Origin of the sequence: Catenibacterium mitsuokai, assembly GCF_025148785.1 — a bacterium.
Lineage (GTDB): Bacteria > Bacillota_I > Bacilli_A > Erysipelotrichales > Coprobacillaceae > Catenibacterium > Catenibacterium mitsuoka.
On the sequence record NZ_CP102271.1, the window covers coordinates 590,665 to 611,581 of the forward strand.

The 20,917-nt window shown below is 32.8% G+C and carries 18 protein-coding genes; 17 read left to right on the plus strand and 1 reads right to left on the minus strand.

Features of this window, described 5'->3' with window-relative positions; translation table 11 throughout:
* Positions 1-76 precede the first annotated feature (76 nt).
* From NQ499_RS02900 to NQ499_RS02920, 5 genes are all read left to right on the plus strand, one after another.
* Positions 77-1,537, plus strand: a complete 1,461-nt coding sequence (locus NQ499_RS02900; RefSeq protein WP_040390234.1) for a type I restriction-modification system subunit M — start codon at positions 77-79, stop codon at positions 1,535-1,537.
* Positions 1,538-1,581: 44 nt separating this feature from the next.
* Positions 1,582-2,727 (plus strand): restriction endonuclease subunit S, encoded by a 1,146-nt coding sequence (locus NQ499_RS02905; RefSeq protein ID WP_006507004.1) that lies wholly within the window; start codon positions 1,582-1,584, stop codon positions 2,725-2,727.
* A 61-nt stretch (positions 2,728-2,788) separates the two neighbouring features.
* Entirely contained in the window at positions 2,789-3,784 is a 996-nt protein-coding gene (xerA, locus tag NQ499_RS02910) for a site-specific tyrosine recombinase/integron integrase (RefSeq protein ID WP_040390233.1), read from the plus strand.
* Between the two features lie 81 nt (positions 3,785-3,865).
* Positions 3,866-5,038, plus strand: coding sequence for a restriction endonuclease subunit S (locus NQ499_RS02915; protein ID WP_006507002.1), 1,173 nt, complete (start codon positions 3,866-3,868; stop codon positions 5,036-5,038).
* Positions 5,039-5,132: 94 nt separating this feature from the next.
* Positions 5,133-6,026, plus strand: a complete 894-nt coding sequence (locus tag NQ499_RS02920; RefSeq protein ID WP_006507001.1) for an EcsC family protein — start codon at positions 5,133-5,135, stop codon at positions 6,024-6,026.
* 141 nt (positions 6,027-6,167) lie between these two features.
* On the opposite strand, the gene NQ499_RS02925 is transcribed toward NQ499_RS02920, so the two are convergent.
* Positions 6,168-7,214: an IS1/IS1595 family N-terminal zinc-binding domain-containing protein gene (locus NQ499_RS02925; protein WP_040389582.1), complete on the minus strand. Its 1,047-nt coding sequence runs from the start codon at positions 7,212-7,214 to the stop codon at positions 6,168-6,170.
* A 244-nt stretch (positions 7,215-7,458) separates the two neighbouring features.
* Here NQ499_RS02925 and NQ499_RS02930 point away from each other — a divergent pair, with 244 nt between their 5' ends.
* From NQ499_RS02930 to NQ499_RS02985, 12 genes are all read left to right on the plus strand, one after another.
* Entirely contained in the window at positions 7,459-8,412 is a 954-nt protein-coding gene (locus tag NQ499_RS02930) for an SAP domain-containing protein (protein WP_259848594.1), read from the plus strand.
* A gap of 253 nt (positions 8,413-8,665) precedes the next feature.
* On the plus strand, positions 8,666-9,106 hold the full coding sequence (gene tnpA, locus NQ499_RS02935; RefSeq protein WP_006504500.1) for an IS200/IS605 family transposase: 441 nt from the start codon (positions 8,666-8,668) through the stop codon (positions 9,104-9,106).
* A complete protein-coding gene (locus NQ499_RS02940) occupies positions 9,063-10,193 on the plus strand; it encodes an RNA-guided endonuclease TnpB family protein (RefSeq protein ID WP_040389565.1) in 1,131 nt (376 codons plus the stop codon). The genes tnpA and NQ499_RS02940 overlap by 44 nt, the downstream gene beginning before the upstream one ends.
* A gap of 274 nt (positions 10,194-10,467) precedes the next feature.
* On the plus strand, positions 10,468-13,818 hold the full coding sequence (locus NQ499_RS02945; RefSeq protein WP_006504498.1) for a DEAD/DEAH box helicase family protein: 3,351 nt from the start codon (positions 10,468-10,470) through the stop codon (positions 13,816-13,818).
* A gap of 247 nt (positions 13,819-14,065) precedes the next feature.
* Complete coding sequence (adhE, locus tag NQ499_RS02950; RefSeq protein ID WP_040389564.1) at positions 14,066-16,717, plus strand: bifunctional acetaldehyde-CoA/alcohol dehydrogenase; 2,652 nt, start codon at positions 14,066-14,068, stop codon at positions 16,715-16,717.
* Between the two features lie 387 nt (positions 16,718-17,104).
* The gene (locus tag NQ499_RS02955; protein ID WP_006504496.1) at positions 17,105-17,461 is read left to right on the plus strand and encodes a helix-turn-helix domain-containing protein; all 357 of its coding nucleotides are present in this window, start codon (positions 17,105-17,107) and stop codon (positions 17,459-17,461) included.
* Positions 17,458-17,994 (plus strand): ImmA/IrrE family metallo-endopeptidase, encoded by a 537-nt coding sequence (locus NQ499_RS02960; protein ID WP_006504495.1) that lies wholly within the window; start codon positions 17,458-17,460, stop codon positions 17,992-17,994. Before NQ499_RS02955 ends, NQ499_RS02960 begins: the two co-directional genes overlap by 4 nt.
* Positions 17,995-18,214: 220 nt before the next feature.
* The gene (locus tag NQ499_RS02965) at positions 18,215-18,865 is read left to right on the plus strand and encodes a DUF4417 domain-containing protein (protein ID WP_006504494.1); all 651 of its coding nucleotides are present in this window, start codon (positions 18,215-18,217) and stop codon (positions 18,863-18,865) included.
* Positions 18,866-18,868: 3 nt separating this feature from the next.
* The gene (locus NQ499_RS02970) at positions 18,869-19,252 is read left to right on the plus strand and encodes a hypothetical protein (RefSeq protein ID WP_006504493.1); all 384 of its coding nucleotides are present in this window, start codon (positions 18,869-18,871) and stop codon (positions 19,250-19,252) included.
* On the plus strand, positions 19,249-19,809 hold the full coding sequence (locus tag NQ499_RS02975) for a hypothetical protein (protein WP_006504492.1): 561 nt from the start codon (positions 19,249-19,251) through the stop codon (positions 19,807-19,809). Before NQ499_RS02970 ends, NQ499_RS02975 begins: the two co-directional genes overlap by 4 nt.
* A gap of 177 nt (positions 19,810-19,986) precedes the next feature.
* Entirely contained in the window at positions 19,987-20,604 is a 618-nt protein-coding gene (locus tag NQ499_RS02980) for a VanZ family protein (protein WP_259848595.1), read from the plus strand.
* 68 nt (positions 20,605-20,672) lie between these two features.
* Positions 20,673-20,903, plus strand: coding sequence for a hypothetical protein (locus tag NQ499_RS02985; protein ID WP_259848596.1), 231 nt, complete (start codon positions 20,673-20,675; stop codon positions 20,901-20,903).
* Positions 20,904-20,917 lie beyond the last annotated feature (14 nt).

Genomic DNA, 20,917 nt, shown 5'->3' on the forward strand with positions numbered 1-20,917 from the left:
GAACAGCTCGGATATGAGTTGTTCTTTTTTTACTTAAGTGAACTATGTTATAATGACAAATGATAAGGAGATAATTATGTTAACAGGAGAATTAAAGAATAAGGTAGATAAGATATGGGAGTCGTTCTGGACAGGAGGGATTACTAACCCTTTAGATGTCATTGAACAATTCACTTATCTTATGTATATGAAACAATTAGATGAAGCAGAAACAAAAGAAGAAGCAGATTGTTTATTATATGGACTGGAATATGATGGTTTATTTCCTAAAGATAAACCATATTTGAGATGGCATCATTTCAAGGATATTGGTAGTGCTGATAAGATGTATCAAATTATGAATGATGAATTATTCCCATTCATTAAGAATTTAAAAGGTGATGGTGAATCTTCTTATGCAAGATTTATGAGAGATGCCATTTTTAAGATTCCTACACCAAACTTACTTCAGAAAGTAGTGACAGGAATAGAAGGACTGAATACAGAAGAAGCAGATATAAAAGGTGATTTATACGAATACCTATTAAATAAGCTTAATAATTCAGGTACAAATGGACAGTTTAGAACACCTAGACATATCATTAATATGATGGTTAATCTTGTAAAACCCGTACCTACAGATACAATATGTGATCCAGCAATGGGTACTGCAGGATTCCTTATTGGTGCTGAAGAATACTTAAGAGAAAAACATGAAGAATTATTCTTAGATGATAAACTTAAAGAACATTTTAATAATAAGATGTTTAATGGTTTTGATATGGATTCTACAATGCTTAGAATTGGGGCTATGAACCTTATTTCTCATTATGTAGATAATCCACAAATAGAATATAGAGATAGCCTTTCACAACAGAATATTGATGAAAATAAGTACTCTCTTATTTTAGCTAATCCACCGTTCAAAGGGTCATTAGACTATGAGGTAGTTGCAGAAAACTTATTATCTGTATGTAAGACTAAGAAGACAGAATTGTTATTTATTGCGTTATTCTTACGTTCATTACAGGTTGGTGGTAGATGTGCATGTATCGTACCTGATGGTGTATTATTTGGTTCTAGTAAAGCCCATAAGAGTATTAGAAAAGAACTAGTAGAGAATAACCAGTTACATGCAGTTATTTCTATGCCTAGTGGTGTATTTAAACCTTATGCAGGTGTATCTACAGCTATATTGGTATTTACTAAGACAACTACAGGTGGTACTGATAATGTCTGGTTCTATGATATGAAAGCTGATGGTCTTTCATTAGATGATAAGCGTTCACCAGTAGAAGAGAATGATATTCCTGATATTATTCATAGATATGAACATTTAGATGAAGAAAAAGATAGAAAGAGAACAGAACAAAGTTTCTTTGTACCTAAGGAAGAGATTGCAGAGAATGATTATGATCTTTCTATTAATAAATATAAAGAGATTGTTTATGAGAAGGTTGAGTATCGTCCTACTCATGAGATATTAGGTGATATTGAAGCACTTAATAAAGAGATAGAAGAGAGTATTGAGGAATTAAAGTCTTTATTGAAGGACTAGAAAGGAGTTAAATGTAGATGATAAATCTGCATTTGTAGGGAAGCGTGGAGTATAAAAAACTTGGTGATATAGCTACTTATATAAATGGTTATGCATTTAAGCCAGAACAGAGAGGTAGTGAAGGATTACCTATAATCAGAATACAAGATCTCACTGGTAATGCTTATGACTTGGGATATTACAATGGAGATTACCCTAAGAAAATAGAGTTAAATGATGGAGATGTATTAATTTCTTGGTCTGCCAGTTTAGGTGTATATCTTTGGAATCGTGGTAAAGCATTATTAAATCAACATATCTTTAAAGTTGTATTTGATAAAGTTGAAATTGACAAATTATATTTCATGTACGCTGTTGAATACAGTTTAGATAAGATGTCTTTAAAGACACATGGAGCCACAATGAAACACATTACAAAGAAAGACTTTGATAATGTTGTTATTCCGTATCCTGATTTAGATTATCAAAAAGAAATTTCATATAGACTTACTAGTTTGAAGGGAATAATCGAGAAGTATCAAGAACAATTAGATTTATTAGATGAGCTTATCAAAGCCCGATTTGTGGAGATGTTTGGGGATCCTAATATTGAGTTTAAATATAGTTCTGTAAAGTTTAATGATTTGGTTGCAAGAATGACAAAAGGTCCTTTCGGAAGTGACATGAAAAAAGATTTGTTTGTTCCAAAAGGAGAAGATACATATAAAGTGTATATTCAAATAAATGCTATTCAAAAAAATCAATCACTTGGAGAGTATTATATATCAAAAGAATACTTTGATAGAAAAGTATCAAGATTTGAATTATTTCCAAATGATTATATTATTACTTGTGATGGAACTTTAGGTAAGTATTTAAAACTTGATGAGAATATGGAAAAGGGTGTAATTTCTCCTTCTTTATTAAGACTGACATTGCAAAATGATAAAATCAATGATAAATATTTTGAAAATATTTGGGATTTTTATATGCTAGGACTTATGAAGAAAGAAGCTCGTAATGCCTGTTTAGTACATTTGCCATCCGCTAAAAAAATAGGAGAAATATCAATTCCTGTTCCTCCTCTAGAACTCCAGAACCAGTTCGCATCATTCGTACAAGAAATCGATAAATCAAGGTCTCGTATACAGAAGTCATTAGAAGCATCACAAGAACTATTTGATAGTTTAATGCAAGAGTATTTTGGTTAATATAATTGAATAAATTTGTTTAATAAGGGTGTAGATGATGTTGGTAACGGAGGTTATCAACATGAAAGAAACTATTATTAAAGAAATTGAACAGAAATTGTTACGTTATCTAGACAATGCACAGATGGAAATGTTACATAGAACATTAAAGTCTTGTCTGGATAACGTAACTTTTATTATGCAGGAAGATAGTATTCAGGATATTTTTGAATATTCTAATATGGAACTCATAGATAAGTTTATTGCATCTAAAGAGATAGAAGGATGTTCAAAAAGAACAACTCAATACTATAAGTCTACTTTAGTAATGTTGGAGAATAGAACAGATATACATTTCACACATATGACTACAGATCATTTAAGAACATATCTCACTGATTATCAGAAGATAAACAATTGTTCTAAGGTAAGTATTGATAATATAAGAAGAAATCTAAGTAGTTTCTTTTCTTGGCTAGAAGAAGAAAACTATATTCTTAAGAGTCCTATGAAAAGAATTCATAAGATAAAGACAGATAAAGTGATTAAAGAAACTTTATCTGATGAGTCTTTAGAGTGTTTAAGAGATAGTTGTGATAATTTAAGAGACTTAGCTATTATTGATTTGTTGGCTTCTACAGGTATGAGAGTAGGAGAACTAGTGAATATTAATATAGAAGATATAGATTTTGAGAATAGAGAATGTGTTGTGTTTGGTAAGGGAAATAAGGAAAGACCTGTATACTTTGATGCAAGAACAAAAATACACTTAAAGAATTATCTAAAGAGCCGAACAGACGATAATCCAGCATTATTCGTCTCTTTAGATAAACCTTTTAATAGATTACAGATCAGTGGTGTAGAGATAAGATTAAGGAATTTAGGTAGACGTTTAGGTATTCATAGAGTACATCCACATAAGTTTAGAAGAACAGTAGCTACTAGAGCTATAGATAAGGGAATGCCTATTGAACAGGTACAGAGTTTATTAGGTCATTCACAGATAGATACGACTATGCATTATGCTATGGTTAATCAGAATAATGTAAAAGAGTCACATAGAAAGTTTGTGGCTTAATAGGGTGAGAAATTGAGAGGGGAAGGTCTCTATAAATCCTGATTTTATGATTAAATGCAAATCTGCATTTGTAGAGTTAGGGTGGAATATGTAAAACTTGAAGAAATATGTACAATTGTATCTGGGGGAACTCCTTCTAGATCAAAGCCTAATTATTGGAATAATGGAAATATACCTTGGATAAAAATTAAAGATATGAAATCGAAGTATATAGATTCTGCTGAAGAATTTATAACAGAAGAAGGTTTAAATAACTCTTCTACAAAAATGTTAAAACGTGATACTATTTTATATTCGATATTTGCAACATTAGGAGAAGTTGGAATTTTAAAAATCGATGCATGTACAAACCAAGCAATAGCAGGATTATCTTTAAAAGAAGATTCGAATATTTTAAAAGAGTATTTATATTATTATTTGAAATCAAAAAAGAAAGATGTAAACAATCTAGGTAGAGGAGTTGCTCAGAATAATATTAACTTATCTTTACTTCGAAAATTTAAAATTCCAGTGATTCCTTTGCGTCAGCAAAAGAAAATCATCGAAGTGTTAGATAACGTTTCTAGTACTATAAATAATTATGAAAGAGAACTAGCACTATTAGATGAATTGGTCAAAGCCCGATTTGTGGAGATGTTTGGTCGTCCAACGGATAAGATAACAAGATATCCAAAAGTCAAAATAGGTAATTTGATAAAAGAAGGAAAAGCTTCAATTAAAGCAGGACCTTTCGGCTCATCTTTAAAAAAAGAATTTTATGTAAAAAAGGGCTTTAAAATATATGGACAAGAACAAGTGATAAAAAATGATCCTACTTTTGGAGATTATTATATTAATGAAGATAGATTTAACAGTTTAAAAAGTTGCGAGGTTCATGCAGGAGATATACTGATAAGTTTGGTAGGTACATGCGGAAAAACAATGATTATGCCAGAGAATTTTGAACCTGGGATAATCAATCCACGTCTGTTGAAAATAGCATTTGATGCAGAATTTATTATTCCAATATATTTCAAATATTTTTTTGGAAGTGATGATTTACAAAAAATACTGAATTCAGCATCTGGACATTCGACTATGAATGTAGTGAATGCAGGCATGCTCAAAAATGTAGAACTTATAATGGCACCAATTGAACTCCAAAATCAGTTCGCATCATTCGTAGAAGAAGTCGATAAATCAAGGTTACGTGAACTATTAGCAATAAAACAAATTAAGTTACTATTGAACGATTTATGGTTTTTATTTTATTAGTTGTGATTATATGTCAATATATCAATAAAATCTCAATTCATAAGCATAACGTGCTAAAATTATTGTATGAATATTATTAGTGGGGGTATTTCTAATGAATAAAATTAAATTGGAAGATGTTATTGAAAATACAGGAAATGAAGTTAAAAAGGCTGTTTCAAAAGGCAAAGATATTGTTTTTGATTCTAAGGATAAAGTATTTGATGCTTTAGATATTAATAAAGATGGAAGAGTGGATACTGAAGATATAATTATTCTTGGGCTAAGAATACCGGGTGTTCGTATTGATCGAGAAGACTTTTTGAGAAAGCAATTTATGAAAAACTATGCAAATGATGTTATTCAAGACGCAGTAAAGTTCAATCCAGCACATGCAGGTATAACAGTTGAAGAAATTGATAATATAGCAGATCAAGTAATCCAATATGAAAGAAATTGTGTAAGTGGTATTTCCTTAGCATTGGGTGCTCCTGGTGGAGTCGCTATGTTTGCTACATTGCCAACAGATATTGCTCAATATTATGGGTATATGCTAAGAGCTATACAGAAATTGTTATATCTGTATGGTTTTCCTGAAATAAATGTTGAAAATGGTGTGAATATTGATGACGAGACTATGAATCTTATTACTTTATGTTTGGGTGTAATGTATGGAGTAGAGGGCTCAGTTGCAAGCATTAAGATACTTTCTAATGCGTTAGGAAAAGGAGTAGAGAAAAAACTATTACAAAAAGCACTAACAAAAGGCACTTTCTATCCTATTGTAAAGAAAATCTCAAGATGGTTTAGTGTGTGTATGACTAAACAGGTTTTTGCTGGTTTCTTTAGAAAAGCAATTCCTGTAGTTGGTGGTGTTGTTGGTGGAGGAATAACTTATTTATCATTTAAACCTTGCTGTGATAATTTGAAAAAGTCATTACAGGACACGGCGTTATGTAATCCAAGTTCAAGAAAATCATTTGATGAGTTTGATGTAATAGATGCTTAATCAGAGTTATTTAATAGTAGTTGGTTATTCATTATGAGAAATGAATAAGTGATTTTATAGAATGAACGTGAGAAAGGTGGTTGCAATGAGTTTATTTAATTTTTTTCGCTCAATTTAAGAAAATTGTTGCTTTGAGTAATCTTATTCAGCGAATATACCATAACGATATTCGTAATATGCTTCCTTAAGTGAAATAGGCATAGGTGTAGCTCTTACCATTTCATTACTGAAAGCCTCAGTATCCATCATCATTCTTAGAATCTCAGATGCCATTTCCTTTCTCTTGAATGTATACTTAGCCTGCTTCTTAAGAAGCAGGAAATCTAGATAACCTTGTATGTATCTGGTGCCAACGCCTCTTGTTGTCTGTATCATTGAGCTTACTTCTGTCATCATCTCATTGACAGCTCCTAATGATTTACCATCATCAGTAAGATATCTCTTCTCTAAAGGAGATGTCTTTATCTTATTGTTTACTGCTTCAAGATAGTTGGCAAACTGCTGTATGCTTGCCTTTGAATCTGATATGAACTCTTCCACATCCTTAAAGTAGTCTTTATTCGCTTTATATTTATCGAATGACTCACTTCCAAGACCTGATACCTGCATCATCATATGATCATTTTCATCTGTAGCACAGACAATGGCAACCTTGTGATGAGATATTCCTCTATATGCAGCCTGTTTACCTCTTTTCTTTGAGTATCTAGGCATATTTTGAGGACGTGTTCCCTTTAGGTTTATACTTTTATACTGTGTATCTATTTCAACTTCACCAGATAATTTCTGATGACCCATGATTTCAGATGCTGCATGATAAAGTTTATGACGCATATAGAAGCAGGTCGTCTTGCTTGTCTCTAAGACTTGAGCCTCACCCTCTAGAGGCATTTTATATAGTTCCAGTTCAATGAAGTGAAGCCACTGGTCCAAAGTAAAATGAGACCAGTAGAATAAGGTGTTGGTTCTATCACTAAAAGACTTGTGACAGTCAAGACAGATATATCTCTGATGTCTGTTCTTATCTTTTCCATTCTTCTTGAAATGGACTGAACCACATATAGGGCATGCCTTATGAGATGGATCAATGTCTTCATCATCCTGTTCATATAATGATTCGATAAGTTTATTTACATAATCCTTATCCTTAGATCTTAAATAGTTTTTTACCTGGTTTTCAGTTATCATAGCACTCACCTGACCTTTTAAGATCATTTTACAACTGTTCGAGAAATGATGATTTGAGTTAGGTGGCTATAAAGTAGAAAAATAGGCGTTAAGTTAAATTTAATGATCTAGTAGCAACATTTTTCATAAACTTAGCGATTTTTTTAAGAAAAAAGAAGTAAGTAAAGCGAAATCAGATGGTTCTGATTTATTAAATAAAATTCAAGATAATGCGTTTCCTATTGAAAAGGGAATAAGTGGTAAAATGCCTACTTGTGATTCCTTATATCCACATGAAGTTCTTGTTCTAAGCTATGCAAGTTATTATTGTACATTTGGTAACAAGTTTCCAAAATTCTGGTCTTATGAATATGGAATTAAGGATGTTCAATCAATTCTTTCAAAACTTGAAAAGGATGGTTTTATAGAAATAGATTTTTCAGCAAACAGACTTACAAAGAAAAAGATATCTGAGTTAAAACCCGTTCTTCAGTCTCATGGATTAAAAGCGTCAGGAAAAAAGTCAGAAATGATTGAACGTATTCTAGAAAATATTTCAGAAGAAGAACTAGATATCTTATTTCCTGAAAAACCATATAAATATACATCAAAAGGGGAAGCGTTGTTGAAAAAATATGAATGGATTCCTTATATACATAATCATAAAATTAAAGGTCTGGATATATGGACTCTTACAGAAAAAGTACAAACACCTCCCTATAGAAACTATCGTGATAAAATCTGGCAATATTTCAATGAAGAATGTATCAAGTATATTGAGAGTAGAGATTTTGGACTTTATAGAAATGTTAAATTAGAAATGGGAAATTTTCTTGTTGAAGAACATAATGAAAAAGGCGCCTTTAAATTGTTTTGTGAGGTAATTGCATATGATTTAAGTGGATTATGCAATGGTTTTAGTATGGATTATTTATCTATATATAGTGAAACCTTTTTTCCTTACGAAAAATCAATTGTAACAATGGCACCGGCAATCACAAAAAGAATAAAAAATATGAGTGATGACTTTGGATGGAGTGAAAAAGAATTGATTTCAAATTTGTTAAAAGAAATCTCAGCTATCAAACTTCCATTTACTATTTTTATTCCAAAAGAGAAGGTTGAAATAGTCATTGCTGAAATAAATGATGACAAATCAACACTTGAATCTATTTATAATACCGGTGCTAAAAGATTCAAAAGACAATATAGGATTTAGATATCATCATTGAAATTTATCTTAGACAGGACCAATCCTGCCTTTTATATAATAAAAAAGCAGCCTTAGCTGCTAATCACCACTACCTAACATATCTCTCAATTCTTTAACACGCCGCGAGCAAGAATTCCCCCACCTCTATAGGTGGCTGGATGAATTGCGGTAAACACGGCGTTTTGTTTTGCCTTTATTGTCAGCTAGTAGTATAATATATATGTAATCAGAAATAAATCGAAAAAAGGCCATAAATACTATGAAATTAGATAATAATAACCATTCAGTATTCTTACTGAATTATCAGCTTATAATATGCACTAAACATCGCAATAAGGTGATAGATGATGTGATCTCAAATCGTCTCAGGGAGATGTTTGAGAATCTATCTGTCAGATATAATATCTCATTGGATGAGTGGAATCACGATGCCGACCATGTTCATATCCTCTTTCGAGGACAGCCTAATTCAGAGATAAGCAAGTTCATCAACGCTTATAAATCTGCAAGCAGCAGGCTCATCAAGAAGGAGTTTCCAGAGATACGCAAATCCCTCTGGAAGGAGATGTTCTGGTCACCAAGTTTCTGTCTACTGACTACAGGTAATGCAACAGTAGACATCATCCACCAGTTCATACAATCCCAGGGAGGTAAGGATGGCAAACAAGGCAATAAGGTACAGACTGTATCCAAACGCTGATCAGAGAATTATGTTTGCAAAGACCTTCGGCTGCTGTCGTAAGGTCTATAATCTCATGCTTAACGATAAGATTGAAAGCTACAAGGAGACTGGCAAGTTTGTTGCTGTGACACCTGCCAAGTATAAGAAGGATTATCCCTTCCTTAAGGAAGTGGATAGTCTTGCACTTGCCAATGTTCAATTGAATCTGCAGGCTGCATTTAGAAATCATTTTGATAAGCTGCGTAAGAAGCAGACTGGATTTCCTAGATTCAAGTCTGCAAAGCGCAGTAGAAAATCATATACTACAAATAATCAGAAGGGTACTGTCGCTATCATTGGAAATAGTATAAAACTTCCTAAGATAGGAAGAGTGAAGGCAGTCATCCATAGACAGCCTGAGGCTGAATGGGTTATCAAGTCTGTTACGATATCCCAGGAAGGTGATGGCACATACTATGCTTCTGTATTATTCGAGTATGAGAAGAATGTCGTAAAGGTTAGAAAGTCTGATAATGCCATAGGTTTAGATTATGCCTCTAATGGGCTCTATGTAGACGATAAAGGCAATATCGGCAATAACCATAATTATTATCGTGAAAGCCAGAAGAAGCTTGCAAAGGCGCAGAGAAAGCTTTCACGTATGCAGGGTGCTAAGAAAGGTGAGAAGAAATCCAACAACTATCTTAAGCAGCTCCGCAAGGTGAACAAGATTCATAGACATATAGCCAACCAGAGACTTGACAAGCTACACAAGTTATCTACTGAGATCGCCAATCAGTATGATGTCGTATGTGTTGAAAGTCTTGATATGAAGGCTATGTCTAACAGGGGCTTTGGAAATGGCAAGGCTACTATGGACAATGGCTATGGATTATTCATAAACATGCTGGCCTATAAGCTTGATGATAGAGGGAAATATCTTGTCAATGTAGATAAGTGGTTTCCATCAAGTCAGATCTGTCACTGCTGTGGCAAAGTCCACAGAGAGATGAAGGATCTGCGCATCAGAACAATGAGCTGTGAATGTGGTCTTATAATGAGCAGAGATCAGAATGCAGCCATCAACATAAAGCTTGAAGGCTTACGTATACTGAAATCAGTATAAAACATATAGGCTAGGAATTAGCCGAATATAACGCTTGTAGACATCATTTAGTCCTGACAGTACCGTAAGGTTATCAGCCAGGCAGTGGTGGTTGAAGCAAGAAGCCCTGACTTCTAAGCGAAGCGTAAGTCGGGGTAGTTCACAAGTATCCTCTATAGGTGCTACTCTACCATTTCTAATATCCTCTTTAGACTTTTCAAGTAATTCCAATAACTCATTCATCTTTTATTCCCAATAAAGTTCTTTTTTAGGATATAATAGAAATATAAAGGAGATGGTACTGTTGAACTTTACTTTTTTAAAAAACAAAACAGAATTCCAGGATTTTGCTTCTACATGTATAGAAGCAGAAAAAGGATTAATGGTATCACCTGCTAACTGTGCAATACTTACAAGACGTGCATTAGAACAAGCAGTACATTACATGTATAAGAATGACATAGACTTACAGATGCCTTATAGAGATAATCTAAGTGCTTTAGTCAATGAATATACATTTAAACAAATTATTCCAACAGAAATCTATGAAGGAATTAGATACGTTATTACTTTAGGGAATTTTGCAGTACATACAAGTAGAAAAGTAAAAAGAGAAGAAGCAGTTCTTGCTTTAAATAATCTCTATAGACTTGTTAACTGGATGAACTATTCTTATGGAATAGACTATCAAGAACAATTACCTGAATTTGATCCTACTAAGTTACCAGATCAAACACATATGTTTGTGAATAAGGATCTTAAGGAACAGGTAAGAGATATTCTTAATAAACAGAAAGAAAAAGAAGAAAAACAAAAAGAAGAACTTGCTAGATTAGTTGCTGAAAATGAGGAATTAAGAAAACAAGGGGCAGCTAAGAGAAAAGAAGATAAAGCTGTTGAATATGTTGATGTGAATAAGATTCCTGAATGGAGGACAAGAAAACTCTATATTGATTTAATGTTGAAGGAAGCAGGATGGGATTTTGATACAAATGTAGAAGAAGAATATCCTGTTCATCATATGCCAACAGAATCTCAAGATGGCTTTGTAGATTATATATTACGTGGAAAAACAGGAAAGATCATTGCTGTTATAGAAGCGAAGAAAACAAGTGTAGATCCTCGTGTTGGACGTAACCAGGCAAAACTTTATGCAGACTGTATTGAACAAGAATATGGATTAAGACCTGTTATATTTTATACAAATGGTTTTGAAACATTTATCTGGGATGACATGATGTATCCTGACAGAAAGATTTCTTCCATCTTTTCGCAAGATGAAACACAGTTGCTCATAGATAGAAGAGATACTCGTAGAAGTATTTCTAAACCTGTTATACAGGATGCCATCACAAACCGTTATTACCAGAAAGAAGCCATTGTAAGAACTTGTGAAGATTTTGAAAAAGGAAGTCGTAAAGCATTACTTGTCATGGCAACAGGGAGTGGTAAAACACGTGTTGCGATTAGTTTAGTAGATGTACTGACTAAAGCAGATTGGGCAAAAAATATACTATTCCTTGCTGATCGTACTGCATTAGTGAATCAGGCAAAGAAGAACTTTGTAAACCTTCTTCCTTCCCTGACTACTTGTAATCTATGTGAAAACAAAGAAGACCCAGAAGTATCAAGAATGATCTTTAGTACATATCCTACAATGATGAATGCGATTGATGAAACAAGAAGTAAAGATGGTAATCGTTTATTCACCCCAGGACATTTTGATTTGATTATTCTTGATGAAAGCCATCGTAGTGTTTACAACAAATATAAAGATATATTTGATTACTTTGATGCATTACTTATAGGTTTAACAGCTACACCTAAAGATAGTATAGGAGCTAACACGTATTCTATATTTGATTTAGAAACAGGTGTCCCTACATATGCTTATGAATATGAAACAGCTGTCAAAGACAAATACTTAGTCAGCTACCATTCATATGAAACTAAAATGAAGTTCTTAGAAGAAGGTATTTACTATGATGATTTATCAGAAGAAGAGAAGAAGGAGTTTGAAGAACACTTCCCTGATGAAGATAAAATTACATCAAGTGATATGAATAAGTTTGTCTTTAATATTAATACTATTGATACTGTGATCAGAGATTTAATGGAACATGGTATTAAAATTGAAGGAGGAGATAAGATAGGAAAAAGCATCATCTTCGCTGCCAATCAAAATCATGCCAATAAAATTAAAGAGAGATTCGATATACTCTATCCTGAATATAAGGGGAAGATTGCTGAAGTGATTACATTTAATACAAAATTTGTACAAAATGCGATAGATCGATTCAGCAAAACAGACAGTTATCCCCAAATAGCTATCAGTGTAGATATGCTAGATACAGGAATAGACGTACCAGATATTGTGAATCTTGTGTTCTTTAAGAAAGTAAGAAGTAAAGCAAAATTCTGGCAGATGATTGGAAGAGGAACAAGACTAAGAAAAGACTTGTTTGGTCCAGGAGATGACAAGAAAGGATTCTTGATATTTGATTACCTAGGAAATATGGATTACTTCAGAGTAGACCAACGCCCTGAGAAATCAGGCATTATAGAATCACTCTCTCAGCGTATCTATAAGTTACGTGTTGATATTCTTTATGCACTCGAACAAAATGCATCCAATCAGGATTATGTAGATGAAATCAATAAACAGATCAAAGAGATGTCAGGTTATATTCAAGGACTTAATGAAGACAGTTTTAATGTAAAGCTTCATTTAAAATATGTACATCAATATAAAAATCCAGATAACTGGAATAATCTCAATGAGATGGATACACACTATATTAAAGATGAATTATCTTCTCTTGTTGTGATTCATGATGAAGATAAACGAGCAAAGTTTTTTGATAGACAGTTGTATATGATTGAAATGGCATATCTCAATCATTATGATGCAAGTCAGGTCATCAATAAGGTTATTATGATTACTGATGAATTGTATAAAAAACAAACTATACCTGATATTGCGGATAATGCGGAATATTTGAAATGTGCCAAAGATCCTGATTACTGGAAGACGGCCAACTATTTTGATCTAGAAGTACTACGTGAGAAAATTAGAAATCTAGTTAAATACTTAGATGTTGGCCCAAAGAGAGATCCTATAGATACACACTTTGAAGATGAAATCATTGAAACAAAGATGAATGATGCTTTCTATAATGATGAAGGATTAGAAAACTATAAAGAGAAAGTCCAGCATTATTTAAAAGCACATGAAGATGATGAGGCTATCTATAAGCTCAGACATAATCAAGTCATTACTCCAGATGAGATGAAACATCTAGAAAACTTATTATGGATAGACTTAGGAAGCAAAGACGATTATCGATTACACTTTGGTGATACACCTATCACTAGATTAATTAGAAAGATTGTAGGATTAGACAGACAAGCCGCTATGGCTGAGTTCTCACGTTTCTTAGATGATCAGAGTTTGAATTCTAGACAGATTCACTTTGTAGAGTTATTAGTAGATTATATTGTGAAGAATGGTTTCATTGAAGACAAGAAGGTCTTATTACAAGATCCTTTCAAGTCAATTGGTAGTATGAGTGCCTTATTTAAGGATAAGATGAATGTTGCGAGAGAGATTTTAAAGACAGTAGATACATTCAGCGAAAGATGCTAGAAGAAAACGTTCACATTTTTGAGAGTATTCTATCACTATAAAAAATATTTATAATTTAAATTTTTGATAAAAACTAAGCATAAAAATAGCTAATCGGATATCCCTAAACTGCAAACGTTTTCAGTAAATGCTATGTACAAATTGTGTAAATTTTCACAAAAGTATGCTTGTTTTTTCACAAGAAGTCATGTATAGTGAACTTACAAAATATGAAGAAGAAATATTTTGGTCAATGGAGGATATAAAAATGGCTGATAAGAAAGTCGAAAAGAAAGTTGAAGAATGGACAGAAGAAAAGACTGATGCTTGCATTGATGAGTTAGTTAATAACGCATTAACAGCATTAGACGAATTCGAAGGTTTTGATCAGGAAACTGTTGACTACATCGTAGCAAAGATGTCAGTTGCTGGTCTTGATAAACACGGTGTTCTTGCAGAAGCTGCAGTAAAAGAAACTGGCCGTGGTGTATTTGAAGACAAAGCTGTTAAGAACTTATTCGCTTGTGAATATGTTACTAACAACATGCGTCATACAAAGACTGTAGGTATTATTAATGAAGATCCACTTACTGGTATCACTGAAATCGCTGAACCAGTTGGTGTTGTTTGTGGTATCGTTCCAGTAACAAACCCAACTTCTACAGTTATCTTTAAGTCTTTAATCGCTATGAAGACTAGAAACCCAATCATCTTCTCATTCCACCCAGGTGCTCATGACTGTTCAGTTATGGCTGCTAAGGTAATGTTAGATGCTGCTGTAAAAGCTGGTGCTCCTAAGAACGTAATCCAGTGGTTACCAATGAAAACTATGTATGCAACTAGTGCATTAATGAATCATCCAGGTGTTGCTACTATCTTAGCTACTGGTGGTAACGCAATGGTTAAGGCTGCTTACTCTTGTGGTAAACCTGCTTTAGGTGTAGGTGCTGGTAACGTTCCTGCATACGTAGAAAAGTCTTGTAAAATCAAAATGGCAGCAAACGATATTTATTTATCAAAATCATTCGATAACGGTATGATTTGTGCATCTGAACAGGTAGTTGTTGTAGACCACGAAATCTATGATGAATTCAAGAAAGAACTTGGTCGTTATCATGTACATTTCTGTAATGCTGAAGAAAAGAAGAAACTTGAACAGTTCATGTTCGGTGCAACAGCATACAGTGAAAACGTAAATGAAGCTCGATTAAACAGCATCGTTCCAGGTAAGAACGCTACTTGGATCGCTGAACAGGCTGGTTTCAAAGTATCTGATGATATTCAGATCTTAGTTTGTGAAGTTAAGGAAATCGGTCCTAACGAACCAATGACTAGAGAAAAACTTTCTCCAGTATTAGGTATGATCAAAGCAAACTCTACTGAAGATGGTATTGAAAAGGCTGCTCAGACTGTTGAATTCAACGGTTTAGGACATTCAGCTGCAATCCATACTACTAATCATGAAATTTCTAAAGCATTCGGTAAGAGAATCAAAGCTATCCGTATTATTGAAAACGCTCCATCTACATTCGGTGGTATCGGTTCAGTATACAACGCATTCTTACCTTCATTAACACTTGGTTGTGGTTCTTATGGTCATAACTCAGTATCAAACAACGTAAGTGCTATTAACTTACTAAACATTAAGAGAATAGGGAGACGTAACAACAATATGCAATGGGTTAAACTTCCTCCAAAGATTTATTTCGAAAGAAATTCAATCAGATATCTTAGAGATATGAAGGAAATGAAGAAAGCAATGATCGTTACAGACAGAGGTATGTATGACCTTGGTTATGTAGGAAAGATCGAAGACGTTATCAGAAGAAGACGTAACAAAGTAGACGTTGACTTATTCATCGACGTTGAACCAGATCCATCTTTAGATATGACTCTTAAGGGTCTTGAAATCATGAAGAGCTTCCAGCCTGATACAATCATTGCTATCGGTGGTGGATCTTCAATGGATGCTGCTAAAGTTATGTGGTTAATGTATGAACATCCAGAAGTTAACTTCGATGACATCAAGCAGAAATTCATGGATATCAGAAAGAGAGCATTCAAGTTCCCAGAACTTGGTAAGAAAGCTAAGTTAGTATGTATCCCAACTACTTCAGGTACAGGTTCAGAAGTAACTCCATTCGCAGTTATCACTGATACTAAGGAAAACAAGAAATATCCATTAACTGACTACGCTTTAACTCCAACAATCGCAATTGTTGACCCTGAATTCGCTATGTCTATGCCACCAAGAATCGCTGCTGATACTGGTATCGACGTATTAACTCATGCTATTGAAGCATATGTTTCAATCTTAGCTTCTGACTTCACTGATGGTTGGGCTAAACAGGCTGTTAAGTTAGTATTCGAAAACCTTGAAAAGTCAGTACTTGAAGGTGATCCTGATGCTAGAATCAAGATGCATAACGCTGCATCAATTGCAGGTATGGCATTCGCTAACGCATTCTTAGGAATGAACCACTCATTAGCTCATAAGATCGGTGGAGAATGGCATATTCCTCATGGACGTACTAACGGTATGTTATTACCACATGTAATCAGATACAATGGTACAGTTCCAACTAAGTTAAACATCTGGCCAAAGATTGAAGACTATAAGGCAGATAAGAAATATAGAGAATTAGCTGAATTAATCGGCTTACATCCAAAGACTGATGCAGAAGGTGTTGAAATGTTCGCACAGGCTGTTGAAAAGTTATGGGTAAAAGTTGGTGGTGCTGTAAACGTTAAGTCACAGAACATCAGCAAAGCTGATTGGGAAGAATCAGTACATAGAATCGCTATGAACGCATACGAAGACCAGTGTACTCCTGCTAACCCAAGAATGCCTATGGTTAAAGATATGGAAACTATCCTAGAAACAATCTACGATTACGAATCTCCATTCGCTAAGAAATAATTCTTAAAACCACTTAGAGGAAAGCCTTACGGCTCTCCTCTTTTTTGTGCATAAAAAATAGATTGGCTTACTCAATTTATTCTATGCAATATATAATTAATTACTCTGTAAGGTATTACGAATCATTAGTTCTATCAAATACATAATCGATATTCTTAACTATATCACGATATTTTTTCATCATTTCAAATAGAGGATCACTTCCTTAAGAAAGTAAATGATAGTAAACTCTTATCATTCATCTTGTATCTTTTTCATAAGAGGAGATATATTCTTGTATAATCAATTTATTGGTTACACAAAAAAGAATAATAATTCAACCATAATGGTTGAATTATTAAGTGACATATGTTAGAATTATGATTGTGCAAAGATGGAGGATGAAAGATGAAAGGAAGATTAGCGAAGTTTTTAAGAAGATTGAGACTTGAAAACGATGAGTATTTAAAAGATATGGCTTCAAAGACAGGGGTATCAATTTCTTTTTTATCTGCTGTTGAAAATGAAACGAAAAAAATGACTGATTCATTGATAGAAAAAATAATTGAAAATTATCATTTAACAAAAGAACAGGAGGAGGAATTACGAATAGCAAGTATGGAAGCCAATAAGGAGACAACTATATATTTAGATAAACTAAATAAAAGTCAGACAGAGCTTACATATCGATTTGCCCGTAGAATTGAAAATATCGATGATGATACACTATTAAAAATAAAGAAACTATTGGAGGAAAATAAATGATCGATCACATTGTAAAAGCTAGAAGCATGATGGATATAAGGGAAATTGTAAATACAATCAAAAAACACTGTGACTTTTACGATCGTTTGCAATTTCCGATTATGTTTTTTTGGGAACAAATAATTCCTAAAATTTTTCATGATTATAGATTTTTATATGTTGAAGACGATGAACTTAATGGTGTTGAAGCTTATACTGATCATAACTTAAAAATTGTGAAAGTTAAGACTAGTGTGTATTTAAAAGCATTAGAAGGATCATCTAAAGATTTATTTACTATTGCTCATGAAATAGGACATTTATTTTTGCATGATGGTGAAGCGCTGGTTTTTGCTAGAACGAATGAAAGATTTCCTGCGTACAAAAGTGCTGAATGGCAAGCAAATTACTTTGCAGCAGAAATGCTGATGGGATCTCATTTAGTTATAGACATGTCAATTGATGAGATTGTAAATGCATGTAATGTATCTAAAAAAGCTGCGAAAATTCAACTTGAACATGCTATCTCAGAGAGAGAAAAAGGGCGTTTGTAGTGGTTTTCACTAATTTGGTTATTGCAGTAACTAGATTGAAAACAAACCCTTTTATTGAGGAGGTGATGAAATTATGAGAATAAAAAAAAGAATTCATTATTTGTTGCAGCAAATAATGAATTCATACTCGGAAATGTTTCCAAGAAATTACACATGTATAATAACACTTCCGAGTAAGTTATGTCAAAGTATATTTATATAGGAAGGAAGTGTTTATAGAATGAAAAAACTAATATACGATGATGATTTTAACAATTTTTTAGTGGAAGGAGCTACTTTTATTGGAGAAGCAGGTATTCCAGTGTTACAAAATATGAATAACCTTCAAGTGCCAAAAGAGTTGGTCCCATTTACTAAATCAAGAAAGAACATTGACAGAAATAAATATGTTCATTTTTATGTGCATGATAAATATTTTAAAAGTATATTAACTCACCCTGAGAAATACGTTGAGTTATTTAAGACATATGATGGGATAATTTCACCAGATCCAACTATGTTTATTGATAATTCTAAATGTTTATTAGAAACTAGCACATATATGAATCGAGCAATTGCTTTTTTCTTTGCTAAGAAAGGTATTCCTGTAATACCAAATGTTAGATGGACAAATGAAAAAAGCTATGAATTCTGTTTTTTAGGCATACCAAAGAGGTATATAGTATCTGTTAGTACGCACGGATGTTGTAAGTCCAAACAGCAAAAAGAAAATTTTAAAAATGGGCTATCTAAAATGATAGAAGTTTTGGAACCTACTGATGTTATAGTTCATGGGTGCATGCCAAAATCAATATTTAAAGAATTTGAAGGTCTTACAAAATTTCACAGATTTCCTAGTGAATTTGAAATGACTCATATGAAAGAGGTTTAACATATGGGGGTTAGTTATAAGGGTGGAGCGCAAAGTTATCACGGTATTATTGATAATCTTAATGGTCTTAAAAGTTCGTTTAAATATCAGAATGGATATTTTGGTGATAAAGGGACTAGTAGTCGAGTTCGAGTTATTTATGGAAATGATCCGGTGAACATAGGAAAAGATTTCTATAAAAAGATTTCGTTTGGTGGTATAGAAATGGATTTAGATAATGGAAAAGGTAAAATAACATATATGGCTGATGGAAGTATTATAACTTTCAGACCTATTACAAAATCTGATAACTATCCTGCTGTGAATATAAATATTTCGAGAAGTACAGATTCTGGTGGTATAAAAACACAAAAAATTCATTTTGGAAAGGAAGATGAGAAGAAATGAAGCAATATGATTTCAGATTTGATACAGCATTAATAAAATCGTTCATTGGGAAAAACTTAACTAAGTATAAACATGCAGAATTTTTTTATACAAATTCTGTGACTGCTATCTTAGGACTTGAAATAGACGGTAAAGTGTTTGAATTGACTAATGAATATGAGGCAATGGATTTTCTTGCGTTAGATAATGAAGCTACAGTATTCCGTATCGCTAATTCAAAATGGGATGCTATTGAACCTAGAATTAATAACGTTATCAACGAAACAAATGTTAACGAAATAATTCACAAAATAATATTAGTTAATGATCATACAACTTTAATGTTTGAGCAGAATGTAGAATACGATATGTGGGACACTAAGGCTATTATTTTTTGCTTTGAAAATCATGAAATTTGTTTTGCAAAGCAGGATTGCTGGTTCTCGCAGGAAATTGAAATATATAAAGGGCATGATCTATTAGAAAAAGTAGGCGATGGTAAGGGTATATTAGCAGACTTTGATGAAAATGAAGCAAAAAAAGTGAATGTTAAAAGGACTATTGTTGAAATAATGTAAAAAGAATATTTAAAGATAGTGGAGCTTAAGTCAAGTGACTAAATGCCAAAAATCTTGATTTTCATTTGAGATGAGAGAAGCTTAGGCTTCTCTTTTTATGTTAAATTATGTTAAATAAAAACGGTTGTTGACTCATTATAATAAAATGACTAAAATGGTCTGTCGGAGGACACTGTCATGAAACATAAACGTTTTTTATTCTTACTTACTGCAGCTGTCGCTTTCATTATTCAATTAATCGATATCATTTCTTATACAATCAAGTTTTCTATTACACAGACATTTGTACTTGTTATTATTCAGATGATTGGTTTAGTAGGTTATGCCTATGATGCAAGAAATGTAGTAAAAAATAAAAGAAGAATGTTTACTATACTTCATAGTATCGCATTCATCATCTACCTTATAAATCTTACTTATCAATTGTTCCTTAACCCAGCATTAAGACATGTCAAAGCGGTTAGTAGTGTGAATATCAGTCCATTAAAGACAATACTTCTTTATTACACAGCTTATGAAAGACATACATTACCTATTAAGAATATTATTTTGAATATGATTGGGAATGTCATGTTGTTCATGCCTTTTGGTTATTTTGTATATGTCTTATTTAAATCAATGCGTTCATTTCAACCTTATTTCTTCTTTTTCTTATTTATGATTGTAGGAGTAGAGGTTATTCAATACATTTGGAAGGTTGGATCAGCAGATATAGATGATATCATTCTGAATATGAGCGGCGTACTGATCCTATATATTGTATTGAAAATCCCATTCATAAAAAAATTATTTTAAAGTCAAAAAATCACAAGTATTACACATCTTTTCTGTTACAATAATTGTATATGAAAGAGGTGAATCTTGTGCTTTTTATTTTTCTACTATTGTTGTTTTTATATTTGTTCCTTACAAGATACTACATCACTGAAGATGTGATTGTAAAACAAGTCCTTGATGATAAAATTATATTTGAATCTGAGCTAGGAAAAGAAATTATACTTAAAGTAACAAAGCCTCATGAATATCTAGAAGGACAAAAGGGACAAGTCTCATTCCATGGAGAAAGAATCGTATCATTTCAAAAAGCAGCCTAAGTTAAATGGGCTGC